The sequence below is a fragment of the Achromobacter sp. 77 genome (assembly GCF_020541125.1).
Classification (GTDB): Bacteria; Pseudomonadota; Gammaproteobacteria; order Burkholderiales; family Burkholderiaceae_B; genus Achromobacter; species Achromobacter mucicolens.
The window spans coordinates 5,768,174-5,780,748 of sequence record NZ_CP059848.1; the positions used below are offsets into that span (position 1 = coordinate 5,768,174).

The window sequence follows — 12,575 nt, forward strand, 5'->3', positions numbered from 1 at the left end:
CTGCAATTCCTGCCAGTTTTGGTCCCGTCAGGTCAGCCGCCCTGCTTTTATGTCGGCAAGTCCGTAACTACTTGGACCAGCAACCGGTTGGCAACGCAACGACCCTGGGTTGAAATCCTGCGGGTATTCCCCCCGACGCGCTCATCTAGCCTTCGGCTTCGATGAATCGACAATCTGGGAAAGCTGATAATTCTAACGTGGTTAATTTTTGAGCGCAAGCACTTTGTTGGGATTGCGCACAAAAGACCACGCCCCCTGTCAAGGGGGTCGGTTTGGCGGGCCATCCGCCCCTATTTCTGGCGGTAGTAGCCCTTCTCCCAGGCGTCATGATTTGCCTTGCCGCGACGGATTTCATCCGTGAACGGCGCAGCCATGAGCACCAGGCGATTCAACCATTTTACAGGAGCGCGGCAAGGACGCTCGAAGTCCACGAAAAGCACCGCCCGCAGGCCGTCGGTGTCGTTGTGCACCTGATGGGGATACAGGTCGTCGAAGACGACAGCCTGGCCTTCGCGCCAGCTATAGCGTTCGCCGCCCACCTCGATCCAGCATTGCTCGGGCGGCTCGGGGACGACCAGGCCCAGGTGCAGGCGCAACACGCCGTTGTACGGCCCCGTGTGCAGCGGAATGCGCTTGCCGGCCTCGAGGATGGAGAAGAAGGCGGTGCGGATGCCCGGAATGTCCTGTAGCGCGCGGGCAGTATCCGGGCAGCGCGCAAGATTGCGTTCGGAGCGCAGGCCGTAGCCCATGAAGACGAAGGTCTTCCATTGGTCGTCGGACGTGATCATGCCCACGTCCGGTGAAATCTGATGGAAGGCAGGCAAGGCCTGGCGGTCGGCCAAGAGGCCGGTCAGTTCGGCGCGGATGGCGGGCGCCCGCGCTTCGAGGGCGGCAATCCAGGGGAACAGGCTGTTCTGGAATATGGGTTTGTCGCCCACCAGCGAGGCCTGCGCGATGCGCTGGCGCAGCCAGTCGATGAAACCGAAAAACACCCGGGAGTACAGGCTGGGGTGGGTGGCCGGGCGCGCATCGACGGGTTGCACCATAGGTAGACGAAAAGACAGCCGAAGATTCCCTATTTTTGCCTCTGGCGATGCGCGCGCGCAAGCGTGCGATGAGCCCAATGGCCCCAAGCTCACATCGGGGATTGGCTCCTTTTGACCGGGACAAGCTGGTTTAGACTGCCGTGGGCAGCAGCAGCCGCTGCTCCTTTCCGCTACCCATTCCTATTTCGCAAGGAACGACAGGCATGTATGAACAGTTGGCGCTGTATATCGACGGCGAATTCGTCGCCGGCGAGGGCAGGCGCACCCAGGACGTCATCAACCCGGCCACGCTCGAGGTGCTCGGCCAGCTGCCCCACGCCACGCAAGCGGATCTGGATCGCGCCCTTGCCGCCGCCCAGCGCGCTTTCGAATCGTGGAAGAAATCCTCGCCCATGGACCGCTCGGCGATCCTGCGCAAGGTCGCCACGCTGTCGCGAGAGCGCGCCCAGGAGATCGGCCGCAACATGACGCTGGATCAGGGCAAGCCGCTGGCCGAAGCCGTGGGCGAAGTCACCTCCTGCGCCGAACACGCCGATTGGCACGCCGAGGAATGCCGGCGCATCTACGGCCGCGTTATCCAGCCGCGCAATCCCGACGTCCGCCAGATCGTGGTGCGCGAGCCCATCGGCGTCTGCGCCGCCTTCACGCCCTGGAACTTCCCGTACAACCAGGCCATCCGCAAGATCGCCGCCGCCATCGGCGCCGGCTGCACGGTCGTGCTCAAGGGGCCCGAGGATTCGCCCAGCGCGGTCATGGCCATTGCGCGCATGTTCCACGACGCCGGTCTGCCCAAGGGCTGCCTGAACATCGTCTGGGGCGAGCCCGCCATGATCTCGGACTACCTGATCCGTTCGCCGATCGTGCGCAAGGTGTCGTTCACGGGCTCCGTGCCGGTGGGCAAGCAGCTTGCGGCGCTGGCCGGCGCGCACATGAAGCGCGTCACCATGGAACTGGGCGGCCATTCGCCCGTGCTCGTGTTCGACGACGCGGACATCGACCGCGCGGCCGAGATGCTGGCCAAGTTCAAGGTGCGCAACGCCGGCCAGGTCTGCGTGTCGCCCACCCGCTTCTATGTGCAGGACGGTGCGTACGAGCAGTTCCTTGCACGGTTCTCGGAAGTGCTCAAGAACATCAAGGTGGGCGACGGCCTGGAAGCCGGCACCGAGATGGGGCCGCTCGCCCATGAGCGCCGCGTGCCCGCCATGAGCGCCTTCATCGACGACGCCAAGAAGCACGGCGCGAAGGTGGTGGTCGGCGGCGGTCCGCTGGATCGCAAGGGTTTCTTCTTTGCGCCCACCGTGGTCACGGACCTGCCCGACAACGCCATGCTGATGACCGAGGAGCCCTTCGGTCCGGTCGCACCCGTGGTTCGTTTTAGCGACACCGATGAGGTGCTGCGCCGCGCCAACAGCCTGCCGTTTGGCCTGTCTTCGTATGTGTTCACGAACTCGCTGAAGACCGCGACCAAGGTCTCCAACGGCCTGGAAGCCGGCATGGTCAACATCAACCACTTCGGCAGCGCGCTGGCCGAGACGCCCTTCGGCGGCATCAAGGACAGCGGCATCGGCAGCGAAGGCGGCACGGAAACCTTCGAAGGCTACCTGGTCACGAAGTTCATCACGCACGTCTGATCCTGCGACTGCCGCATCGCAAAGCCCCGCACCTGATGTGCGGGGCTTTTTTTTGCCTGTCGCGTGACGCGGACCGGTTCGGCATTCATGACGCTGTCATGCGGGTCAGTGAGCATTGGGCCCGCTTACAAGTCGCTGACCCAAAAAACCGACCCAGGCAGCTGACCTGCGGCTGCCGGCCCGGCATGACCAACACCCCTGCCCGAACGCCGCCGCACCGAACTATCCAGGATATCCAAGCCCGATGACGCTTCGCCCTTACCGCCCCGTCCGCGCCGCAGCCTCGCTGCTGCTCGTTGCCCTACTCGCCGCATGCGGCGGCGACAAGGACGACGACAACACAACGCCGCCCGTTGCCGAGACGCCGCCCCCGACCGAAACGCCCACGCAGCCGCCCGCCCCCGTGCAGGTTGCATTCATGCCCGATATCCACTTCCATGACGTCTACGCGGACTTCAAGGATGGCTCGTTCCCCGGCATTCCGAACTCGAAGGCCGGCGACAACGCGACCATTCGCACGATGTACGCGCAACTGACGTCCACGCGTCTGTTCAACGAGAACTACTTTGCGTTCCTGGCCGCGCTGGACGATGCCGCAAAGCGCGGCGTGAAGTACATCGCGCTGCCGGGCGACTTCTCGGACGACGGCCAGCCTGTGCACATGCGCGGCCTGGTCAAGATCATGGATGACTATTCGAAGAAGCACGGCATCCAGTTCTTCGCCGCACCGGGCAACCACGATCCCAACCGCCCCTTCAACCAGCCGGCCGGCAAGAGCGACTATCTTGGCCTGGATCCCGTGACGGGCGCGATCGGTTTCTCGCAACCGATCTACAGCCGCGGCGCCAATGTGTGCAACACGGCCTACAGCGGCGACTGGACGCGGATCGGCAATACGTACTGCACCGAGGAAGTGCTGCACATGGGCTACTCGGGCATCACGGCCGCGCTCGAGCAGCACGGCTTCATGCCCCAGCCGCAGAACGTGTACTACGAGACGCCTTACAGCACCTACAAGTACGAAGACTACGACTACGCGACCGCGGCGGCGCAAGCCAACTGGATCAACCGCCAGTACGAGATCTGTGCCGAAGGCACGGGCGGCCCGAACAAGCCGCAGAACTACACGCTTTGCAAGATGGTGCCCGACACGTCCTACGTGGTCGAACCCGTCAAGGGCGTGTGGCTGGTGGGCCTGGACGCCAACGTCTATGTGCCCACGGGCCCGGGCGCCAACGACTTCACCGGTTCGGGCGACCAGGGCTACAACAAGATGCTGACCCACAAGGCCCACGTCATCAAATGGCTGGCCGACGTGGTCGCGCGCGGCAAGGCGCAGGGCAAGCAGGTCATCGCCTTCAGCCACTTCCCGATGTCCGAGTTCTTCAATGGCGCGTCCGATGACATCGAGGCGCTGCTGGGCGCCAACAAGATGCAGATGATCCGCCGACCCGCGGAGAACACCACCCGCGCGCTGGCCGAGACAGGCTTGAAGGTGCACGTGGGCGGCCACATGCACTTCAATGACATGGCCTTGCGCAACTACGGCGGCGAACACGCGCTCTTCAACATCCAGGCGCCCTCCATGGCGGCCTACGTGCCCGCGTACAAACTCATGACGCTGCAGAGCGCCGACGAGATCGAAGTGCAGACCATCCGTCTGGACGAGGTGCCGCGCTTTGATGAACTGTTCGACCTCTACCGCGCCGAGAACGCCTACACCGTGCCGCCGCGGTGGGACGTGTCGATCCTGGACGCCAAGGACTACGGCGACTTCACGTATCGCTACATGAGCGAGCTGGTGCGCCTGCGTCTGCTCAACGACGACTGGCGCTGCGAAATGCGCGAACTGGTCAAGAGCCCGTTGACGGGCGCAGACCTGCTGGCGTTGTCCCAGTTGCAGACGACGGTGACACTGAAGGAACTGGCAAACACCGGCAACCAGAACAACCTGACGCCCGCGTTTTTCGCGTGCCTGTCTGATGGCGGCGGCAGTGGCGCGAGCAATGCGGCCTATGCCGCGGATGCGGCCAACGCCCAGACGCGCGCACAAGCCCTGGCCCAGGCCAACGGCATGCAGCTGTCGGACTTCGCGCAGTGGACGGCGCTGGAAATGGCAGGCGACTTCGTGCGCCTTGCCAATGCGGGCGACCTGGCGTTCACGGATATTCCGGCGCAGCGCGCCAGCCAATACAAACTGCTGGCCCAGGCGCTTAACCAGACCAACGCCGCCGTGCAGATGAACGGCAACAACGTCAGCAACGCCAATACGCCGGCCGATCTGTTCAAGGCGCGCTTCAAGCCGTTGATGGCGATCATGCTGAAGCTGGCAAACGGCGCGCCGTCCGAGCACATCCGCCTGGACCTGACCACCAACAGCATCGTCAACCTGTCCAACCAGCCTTCGCCGTTCTAAGCGGGTTTCACCTGCCCTGAAAGGCCAACGGCCCGCAGATCCCGGGGCGTCACGCCAAAGCGCTGCTTGAACAGCCGGCTGAAATGCGAAGGGTGGGAAAATCCCACCTGATACGCCAGCTCGGCGATGCCGCGATGACGATGCCGCGCGTCCAGGAGCAATTCGCGGCACCGGTCCAGCCGCTGCTCGAAGATGAATGACTCCACGGACAGTCCGCCCGCGCGCAGGATGCGGTGCAGATAGGCGACGGAAACGCCGCAGCCCTGCGCCACCCGCGAGGGCGACAGATCAGGATCGGCGAGGTGCTGGCGGATGTAAGCCAGCACTCGCGCGCGATGCGCCACCGTGACGCTGCTGTCCGCCTCCGACACCTGCCCGTGTCCGGGCTGCACCAGAAAGAGCACGATGAGATCGATCAACCGCTCGCCCAGTTCGGCCGCTTCGGTATCGGACCAGCCTTCCATGCCCTTGAACAGATGATCCATGTAGCCGGCCAGGAGCGCACCGCGCGGCGATCCGTCGTCGGTGCGCAGCTTGTAGAAGGCGCCGATGCGCGAATCCCGCTGCGACAGCGCGCTACGGGGAAACGAGACGCTCAGGCTTCGATAGCCCGTCGCGCCGTTGGCGGTGGCCTGGTAGGGCAGGCTCTGGTTCATCAGGTACACGCAACCCGGTTCCACCTGGAATTCCCGGCCCTGCTGACGCACCGCCAGCGGACCGGCCAGCGGCAGGCCAAACGTGTAGAACTCCTGGTCCAGCCGCGACACATTGCCTGCGGTGCGTTCCAACCGCTGGCCCTGGTAATGCAGGTCGTTGAATTGCAGGCTGGCGCGGCGCGCGTAGCGGACGTGGCCCGCAAACTGACCGGCTTTGCCGCCGTGCACCTCGAACGGCCCGAAGGCATCGGCCAGCGCGGCGCGCCACTGATCGCGCCGGTCGGCGCCGGCGCTGGCCGAAATGGCGAATTCCGTATCTGGCATGGCACGTCTCCTGGTGCACGGGCGCGCAAATTGATCTTGCGTCTACATATTGTTGACTCACCCTGCTGTGGGGTGGACGGCGCATTGTGGGCGCGCGTGTCGCAAGTCTATATTCAGCCCGATAAGCACACAACCTGGCCAACCCGGGAGGAGACCCATGGACGAGGCAGGGACGGCAGGCACGCCCCCCAAGCTGGCTTCGCGCTATCTGCGCTGCGCGGGACGCGAGCTGCACTACACCGAATGGGGCCATGCCGATGCGCCCCCCATCATCATGTGGCATGGCCTGGCCCGCACGGGCCGCGACTTCGACGAACTGGCGCGGGCCCTTGCCGGCGACTACCGCGTTATCTGTCCCGATGCGATCGGTCGAGGCCTGTCGCAATGGAGTCCCGATCCGGTGGCCGAATACCGGCTCGACTTCTACGCCACGCTGGCGCGCGCATTGGTGGACAGTCTGTCGCTCACGCATGTGCGCTGGGTGGGAACCTCCATGGGCGGCGCCACGGGCATGCACGCTGCGGCAACCACGTTGCGCGATCGCATTTCGCACCTGGTCGTCAACGACATCGGACCGGAACTGCCACAGCCAGCCATCGAGCGCATCCTGGCGTATGCCGGCAACCCGCCCGCCTTCGACACGGTGACGGAACTGGAAGCCTGGCTGCGCGCCGCCTACAAGCCCTACGGCTGGCAAAGCGACGAACAATGGCGCCGCATGACCGAGACCTCCGTGCGCCGTCTGCCCGATGGCAAGGTCACCGCCCACTACGACCCGGCCATCGTCGGCCAATTCAGCCATCATCCCCATGACTACGACCGGTGGGCGGGATACGACACGCTGCGCATGCCAACCCTGCTACTGCGCGGCGCCGATTCGGACCTGCTGCTGCCGGAAGTCGCACACGCCATGACGCAGCGTGGTCCCCGCGCGCACCGCATCGACTTTCCCGGCTGCGGTCACGCCCCCGCCCTGAATGTGGCATCCCAGATAGACCCCATCCGCCAATTCCTTGCCGCACCGGACGACACGGCCACGCGCGCCCACTGATACCAGGAGATTTCCATGAAACGCATTCTGCTCGCCGCAATGGCCAGCCTGTGCATGAGTTCCGCGCTGGCGGCAAAGGACTTCGTTGTCGCACATGTCTATGACAAGACCGGCCCGCTGGAGGCCTATGCCAAGCAGACGCAGAACGGGCTGATGCTGGGACTCGAGTACGCCACGCAGGGCACCATGACGGTGGCCGGGCGCAAGATCCGCGTCATCGAGAAGGACAACCAGGGCAAGCCCGACGTCGCCCGCGCGCAGCTGGCGTCCGCCTATGCCGACGACAACGCCGACATCGCCGTGGGTCCCACGTCGTCAGGCGTGGCGCTGGCCATGCTGCCCATCGCCGAAGAGTACGAAAAGATCCTGCTCGTGGAGCCGGCGGTGGCGGACTCGATCACCGGCGAAAAATGGAACAAGTACATCTTCCGCACCGGCCGCAATTCCTCGCAGGACGCCATCGCGAACGCCGTGGCATTCGACCAGGAAGGCACGTCGATCGCGATGCTGGCTCAGGACTACGCCTTTGGCCGTGACGGTGTGAAGGCATTCAAGGGCGCGCTCAAGAATGCCAAGATCGTGCACGAGGAATACCTGCCCGCCAACGCGACGGACTTCACCGCCGGCGCGCAGCGGCTGTTCGATGCGCTCAAGGACAAGCCCGGCCGCAAGATCATCTTCATCCTGTGGGCCGGCGCCGGCAACCCGTTCAAGATCGCCGATCTGGATCCCAAGCGTTACGGCATCGAGATCGCGACGGGCGGCAACACGCTGACGGCCATGACGCCGCTCAAGTCGCTGGCGGGCATGGAAGGCGCCACCTATTACTACTACGGCATCCCCAAGAACCCGGTCAACGACTGGCTGGTGGCCGAGCACCAGAAACGATTCGGCCAGCCGCCCGACTTCTTCACGGCCGGCGGCATGGCATCGGGCATCGCCATCGTTGCCGCCTTGAACAAGACGGGCGGCAAATCGGACACCGACACGCTGATCAAGGCGATGGAGGGCATGAGCTTTGACACGCCCAAGGGCAAGATGACCTTCCGGCCGGAAGATCACCAGGCCATGCAATCGATGTACCACTTCCGGATCAAGAACGACCCGTCGGTGCCGTGGGCGGTGCAGGACCTGGTCAAGGAAATCACGCCGGACCAGATGGCCGTTCCCATCCAGAACAAGCGCTGATGCCTCGCACTCATGCTTGAGACCCAATCGCTAACGGTGCGGTTCGGCGGCCACGTGGCGGTCAACGATGTCAGCTGCGCCTACGCGCCCGGCACCTTGACCGCCATCGTCGGCCCGAACGGCGCTGGCAAGACGACGTACTTCAACCTGATCTCGGGCCAGCTACGCGCCAGCGCCGGAACCGTGGCATTGAACGGACGAGACCTGACCACGCTGTCGGCCCCGGCGCGCATGCACGCAGGGCTGGGACGCGCGTTTCAGCTCACACAGCTCTTCCCCCGGCTGAGCGTTCACGAGAACGTGCGGCTGGCGCTGCAGTCGCGGCAGCAGGGCATGGGGTGGCGCCACATCCGGTTCTGGCGCACATGGCGCGACGATCGCGGCCTCATGGACCGCGCCGACACGCTGCTCGAGCGAACGCGGCTCGCGGCGCGCCGCGACCAGCCCGCCGCCGACCTGCCGCATGGCGATCAGCGCAAGCTTGAAATCGCCATGCTTATCGCACTGGAACCGGCGGTGTTCATGTTCGACGAACCCACCGCCGGCATGAGCGTGGATGATGTGCCCATCGTGCTGGACCTCATCCGCGAACTGAAGGCTGACGCGTCCAAGACCATCCTGCTCGTCGAGCACAAGATGGACGTCGTGCGCGAACTGGCCGACCGGATCGTCGTGCTGCACAACGGCCGGCTGATGGCCGATGGCGATCCGGCCACCGTGATCGCATCGCCGATCGTGCAGCAGGCCTACCTCGGCATCAGCGCGCCGGAGGCATCATGACTGTGCAGCCGCTTCTGGAACTGAAGGACGTCCATACGCACATCGGCGCGTATCACATCCTGCACGGCGTAAACCTGTCGGTGCCGGCGTCTGCCGTGACGATGCTGCTCGGGCGCAATGGCGCCGGCAAGACAACGACGCTGCGCACCATCATGGGGCTGTGGCGCGCGACGCAAGGCCAGGTCTGCCTGGACGGCACACCAATCGGCGGTCCTGGCACGCGCACCTCTCCGCCCGACATGGCGCGCATGGGCATGGCGTACGTGCCCGAGAACATGGGCATTTTCGGCGACCTGTCCGTGAAGGAGAACATCCTTCTGGCCGCGCGCATGGCCAGGAATGCCGCGCAACTGGACACCGCGCGGCTGGAATGGATCTTCGGGTTCTTCCCCGCGCTCAAGAAGTTCTGGCTGCATCCCGCCGGCAAGCTGTCGGGCGGGCAAAAGCAGATGCTGGCAATGGCGCGCGCGATCATCGAACCGCGGCGCCTGCTGCTGGTCGACGAACCCAGCAAGGGCCTGGCGCCGGCCATCATCCAGAACATGATCGACGCGTTCATCGAACTCAAGCAGTCCAGCACCACCATCCTGCTGGTCGAACAGAACTTCAACTTCGCCCGCCGCGTTGGCGACTTCGCGGCGATCATGGACAACGGCCAGGTCGTGCACGCGGGCACGATGGGCGAATTGGCCGAGGACGAGGCGCTGCAGACGCGCCTCTTGGGCCTGTCATTGGGAAGCCATCAATGAGCACGCTGGACATCGAAGCTCCCCTGCCCCGCGCGCGCGCCGATCTCATGCCCGTGCTGCTGGTGCTTGCGCTGGCTGCGGTCGCGCTGCCGCTGGTCGGGTCGTTTTCCACCTGGGTGACGCTCACCTTCGCCGGCCTGGCGATGGGCATGATCATCTTCATCGTGGCGTCGGGCATGACGCTCGTCTTCGGGCTGATGGACGTGCTGAACTTCGGGCATGGCCTGTTCATCGCGATCGGCGCCTACATGGCGGCCACCGTGCTGGGTTCCATGGCGGATTGGACGCAGTCGGGCAGCCTGTGGACCAATCTGGCCGCGGTGCTGCCAGCCATGATCGTGGGCATGCTGGTGGCGGGCGCGGTCGGCCTTGCCTTCGAGCGCGTGATCGTGCGCCCGGTTTACGGTCAGCACCTCAAGCAGATCCTCATCACCATGGGCGGCATGATCATCGGCGAAGAGATCATCAAGATGATGTGGGGACCGCAGGCGATCACGCTGCCCTTGCCGGAGTCGTTGCGTGGCGCATTTCTGCTGGGCGACGCCGCCATCGAGAAATACCGCGTCGTTGCGCTGGCGGTGGGCCTCATCGTGCTGGGCGGCATGCTGTTGGTGCTTAACCGCACCAAGCTTGGCCTGCTGATCCGCGCCGGCGTCGAGGACCGCGAAATGGTCGAAAGCCTGGGCTACCGGATCCGGCATCTGTTTGTCGGCGTGTTCGTCGCCGGGTCGATGCTGGCCGGCCTGGGCGGCGTGCTGTGGGGGATGTATCAGCAGTCGATCGTGCCGCAGCTGGGCGCACAGGTGAACGTGCTGATCTTCATCGTCATCATGATCGGCGGCCTGGGTTCCACCGTGGGTTGCCTGATCGGCGCGTTGCTGGTCGGGTTGATGGCCAACTACACCGGCTTTTTGATGCCCAAGGCCGCCCTGTTCTCGAACATCGCGCTGATGGTCGCCATTTTGTTGTGGCGACCGCAAGGCGTGTATCCCGTCACCAACCGCTAGGAGCCGCCGACATGTCGTTTCGTCTGCTTTCCGGCGATCCTCCGCGCAGCGCGATCCTGGCGCTGCTGCTTGTCGCAATCGTGGCCGCGCTGGCCGCGGCTCCCTTCCTGTTCCCCGGCCCCAAGGCGTTGGCGGTCGCGGCAAAGGTCCTGGTCTTCATCGTGCTGGTTGCGAGCTACGACCTGTTATTGGGTTACACCGGCATCGTCAGCTTCGCGCACACCATGTTCTTCGGCATCGGCGCCTACGGCGTGGCGATTGCCAGCATCCGCATGGAACCGGGATGGACCGCGGTGCTTGCCGGCACCGCCGCCGGCCTGGCGGTGTCGCTCGCCTTTGCGTTGGTGATCGGTCTGGCCAGCCTGCGCGTGCGCGCCATCTTTTACGCGATGATCACACTGGCTGTTGCCGCGGCGTTTCAAACGCTGGTATCGCAGCTATCCGAACTGACGGGCGGCGAGGACGGCTTGAACTTCAAGGTCCCGCAGATGCTGCGGCCCGCGTTTCGCCCGTTGTCCGAGCCCCTGTTCGGCGTCACCGTGGACGGGCGGGTCATCACCTACTACCTGATTGCAGCGGTCTGCGTGGTGCTGTTCCTGATGTTGCTGCGCATCGTGAACTCGCCCTTTGGCCGCGTGCTGCAAGCCATCCGCGAAAACCCCTTTCGCGCCGAGGCGATCGGCTATCGCACCGTGCTCTACCGCAGCCTCTCGAACCTGCTTGCGGCCGCGTTCGCGACGCTGGCCGGCGCGCTGTACGCGCTCTGGCTGCGCTACAACGGCCCTGATACGACGCTGTCGTTCGAGATCATGCTCAACATCCTGCTGATGGTGGTGATTGGCGGGATGGGCACGATGTACGGCGCGGTGGTCGGCGCCACCCTGTTCGTGTTCGCCCAGAGCTACCTGCAGGACGGCCTGCACGCCGTGCACGAGGTCGTCTCCGGCATCCCGCCGCTGGCGCTTTTGTTCGAGCCGGATCGCTGGCTGCTGTGGCTTGGGATTCTGTTCGTGCTGTCCGTGTACTACTTTCCGACCGGTGTCGCCGGACGGCTCAGGGAGCTTGCAAGACGCACGTAGCGCACAGGCGATCGCGCGCTTGCGGCATGACTTACTTGCGGTACCCCGGCGCTTGACCTTGACCCAGGCCCAGGCTATTTGCCGCCCTGCCTCAGCGCATCGGCCTCCCGTCTCAGTCCGTCGACGCGCCGCTGCATGTCGTCGACGCTGCGCCGGGTCTCGCTGCGCTGCTGATCCAGTTGCGAACCAGAAGGCGCGGGCAGCAACTGCGGCACATTCATGGGACGCCCGGAAGTCAGGGGAATCATCGCGGGCGGATGGGAATCCGCGCCCGGCGGCGGCGCGTTCAGCACGCGTTCCAGAACCTTGAGCTGGTCGCGCTGCGCCTGCAGCGCGCGTTCCTGATCCAGCAAGGCCCGCTCATCAGGGTCATCGGTGCCAAAGATGGCAGCATGGTCGCGGGATCTGCCGTCCAGTTCCACCCGAGGGTCCGGTCCGGCGTTCAGCAGCTGCTGGCCGAGCGTCGTGGCGTCCGTCGGGGATGGCGACGGCTTCGGAGACGGAGCCGGCGGCGGCAGGTCGGCCTGCACGGGCGCGGCGCGCTCCTGCGCCATCGCCGCGCCGGCGGTCATGACCATCCAGCACAGGGCCGCACCGGCAAGCCGGGCTGATTTGCTGACGCTGAGCATGCTTACTTTCAGGTTTCCC

The 12,575-nt window shown here is 65.0% G+C and carries 11 protein-coding genes; 8 read left to right on the forward strand and 3 right to left on the reverse strand.

Going from position 1 to position 12,575, the window contains the following annotated elements; genetic code table 11:
- Nucleotides 1-290: 290 nt before the first annotated feature.
- Nucleotides 291-1,046 (reverse strand): aspartyl/asparaginyl beta-hydroxylase domain-containing protein, encoded by a 756-nt coding sequence (locus tag H4P35_RS26680; RefSeq protein WP_226847595.1) that lies wholly within the window; start codon nt 1,044-1,046, stop codon nt 291-293.
- Nucleotides 1,047-1,249: 203 nt separating this feature from the next.
- On the opposite strand from H4P35_RS26680, the gene H4P35_RS26685 reads away from it, so the two are divergent.
- Together H4P35_RS26685 and H4P35_RS26690 are read left to right on the forward strand one after the other, a co-directional pair.
- Nucleotides 1,250-2,677, forward strand: a complete 1,428-nt coding sequence (locus tag H4P35_RS26685; RefSeq protein WP_056327056.1) for an NAD-dependent succinate-semialdehyde dehydrogenase — start codon at nt 1,250-1,252, stop codon at nt 2,675-2,677.
- Nucleotides 2,678-2,921: 244 nt separating this feature from the next.
- Complete coding sequence (locus H4P35_RS26690) at nt 2,922-5,093, forward strand: metallophosphoesterase (protein ID WP_226847596.1); 2,172 nt, start codon at nt 2,922-2,924, stop codon at nt 5,091-5,093.
- Here H4P35_RS26690 and H4P35_RS26695 read toward each other — a convergent pair.
- Nucleotides 5,090-6,073 carry a helix-turn-helix domain-containing protein gene (locus H4P35_RS26695; protein WP_226847597.1) on the reverse strand — a complete coding sequence of 328 codons (984 nt, stop codon included), beginning with the start codon at nt 6,071-6,073 and terminating at the stop codon, nt 5,090-5,092. The two genes, H4P35_RS26690 and H4P35_RS26695, sit on opposite strands and share 4 nt — an antisense overlap.
- 157 nt (nt 6,074-6,230) lie before the next feature.
- Between H4P35_RS26695 and H4P35_RS26700 the strand changes: the two genes are divergently transcribed.
- From H4P35_RS26700 to H4P35_RS26725, 6 genes are read left to right on the forward strand one after another with little or no spacing between them, the layout of a single operon-like run.
- Nucleotides 6,231-7,124, forward strand: a complete 894-nt coding sequence (locus H4P35_RS26700; protein WP_226847598.1) for an alpha/beta fold hydrolase — start codon at nt 6,231-6,233, stop codon at nt 7,122-7,124.
- 15 nt (nt 7,125-7,139) lie between these two features.
- Nucleotides 7,140-8,312 carry a substrate-binding domain-containing protein gene (locus H4P35_RS26705; RefSeq protein WP_056327047.1) on the forward strand — a complete coding sequence of 391 codons (1,173 nt, stop codon included), beginning with the start codon at nt 7,140-7,142 and terminating at the stop codon, nt 8,310-8,312.
- Nucleotides 8,313-8,324: 12 nt separating this feature from the next.
- Nucleotides 8,325-9,092: an ABC transporter ATP-binding protein gene (locus H4P35_RS26710; protein WP_226847599.1), complete on the forward strand. Its 768-nt coding sequence runs from the start codon at nt 8,325-8,327 to the stop codon at nt 9,090-9,092.
- Nucleotides 9,089-9,841: an ABC transporter ATP-binding protein gene (locus H4P35_RS26715; RefSeq protein WP_226847600.1), complete on the forward strand. Its 753-nt coding sequence runs from the start codon at nt 9,089-9,091 to the stop codon at nt 9,839-9,841. The genes H4P35_RS26710 and H4P35_RS26715 overlap by 4 nt, the downstream gene beginning before the upstream one ends.
- Nucleotides 9,838-10,848 carry a branched-chain amino acid ABC transporter permease gene (locus H4P35_RS26720; RefSeq protein ID WP_226847601.1) on the forward strand — a complete coding sequence of 337 codons (1,011 nt, stop codon included), beginning with the start codon at nt 9,838-9,840 and terminating at the stop codon, nt 10,846-10,848. The genes H4P35_RS26715 and H4P35_RS26720 overlap by 4 nt, the downstream gene beginning before the upstream one ends.
- Nucleotides 10,849-10,859: 11 nt before the next feature.
- Nucleotides 10,860-11,927: a branched-chain amino acid ABC transporter permease gene (locus H4P35_RS26725; protein ID WP_226847602.1), complete on the forward strand. Its 1,068-nt coding sequence runs from the start codon at nt 10,860-10,862 to the stop codon at nt 11,925-11,927.
- A gap of 74 nt (nt 11,928-12,001) precedes the next feature.
- Here H4P35_RS26725 and H4P35_RS26730 read toward each other — a convergent pair whose 3' ends face one another.
- Nucleotides 12,002-12,556: a hypothetical protein gene (locus H4P35_RS26730; RefSeq protein ID WP_226847603.1), complete on the reverse strand. Its 555-nt coding sequence runs from the start codon at nt 12,554-12,556 to the stop codon at nt 12,002-12,004.
- Between the last annotated feature and the right edge of the window lie 19 nt (nt 12,557-12,575).

Coding starts and splice junctions, on each gene's coding strand:
- H4P35_RS26685 (WP_056327056.1), top strand. CDS start 1,250: ATGTATGAACAGTTGGCGCTGTATATCGACGGCGAATTCGTCGCCGGC.
- H4P35_RS26690 (WP_226847596.1), top strand. CDS start 2,922: ATGACGCTTCGCCCTTACCGCCCCGTCCGCGCCGCAGCCTCGCTGCTG.
- H4P35_RS26680 (WP_226847595.1), bottom strand. CDS start 1,046: ATGGTGCAACCCGTCGATGCGCGCCCGGCCACCCACCCCAGCCTGTAC.
- H4P35_RS26720 (WP_226847601.1), top strand. CDS start 9,838: ATGAGCACGCTGGACATCGAAGCTCCCCTGCCCCGCGCGCGCGCCGAT.
- H4P35_RS26705 (WP_056327047.1), top strand. CDS start 7,140: ATGAAACGCATTCTGCTCGCCGCAATGGCCAGCCTGTGCATGAGTTCC.
- H4P35_RS26700 (WP_226847598.1), top strand. CDS start 6,231: ATGGACGAGGCAGGGACGGCAGGCACGCCCCCCAAGCTGGCTTCGCGC.
- H4P35_RS26695 (WP_226847597.1), bottom strand. CDS start 6,073: ATGCCAGATACGGAATTCGCCATTTCGGCCAGCGCCGGCGCCGACCGG.
- H4P35_RS26715 (WP_226847600.1), top strand. CDS start 9,089: ATGACTGTGCAGCCGCTTCTGGAACTGAAGGACGTCCATACGCACATC.
- H4P35_RS26710 (WP_226847599.1), top strand. CDS start 8,325: ATGCTTGAGACCCAATCGCTAACGGTGCGGTTCGGCGGCCACGTGGCG.
- H4P35_RS26730 (WP_226847603.1), bottom strand. CDS start 12,556: ATGCTCAGCGTCAGCAAATCAGCCCGGCTTGCCGGTGCGGCCCTGTGC.
- H4P35_RS26725 (WP_226847602.1), top strand. CDS start 10,860: ATGTCGTTTCGTCTGCTTTCCGGCGATCCTCCGCGCAGCGCGATCCTG.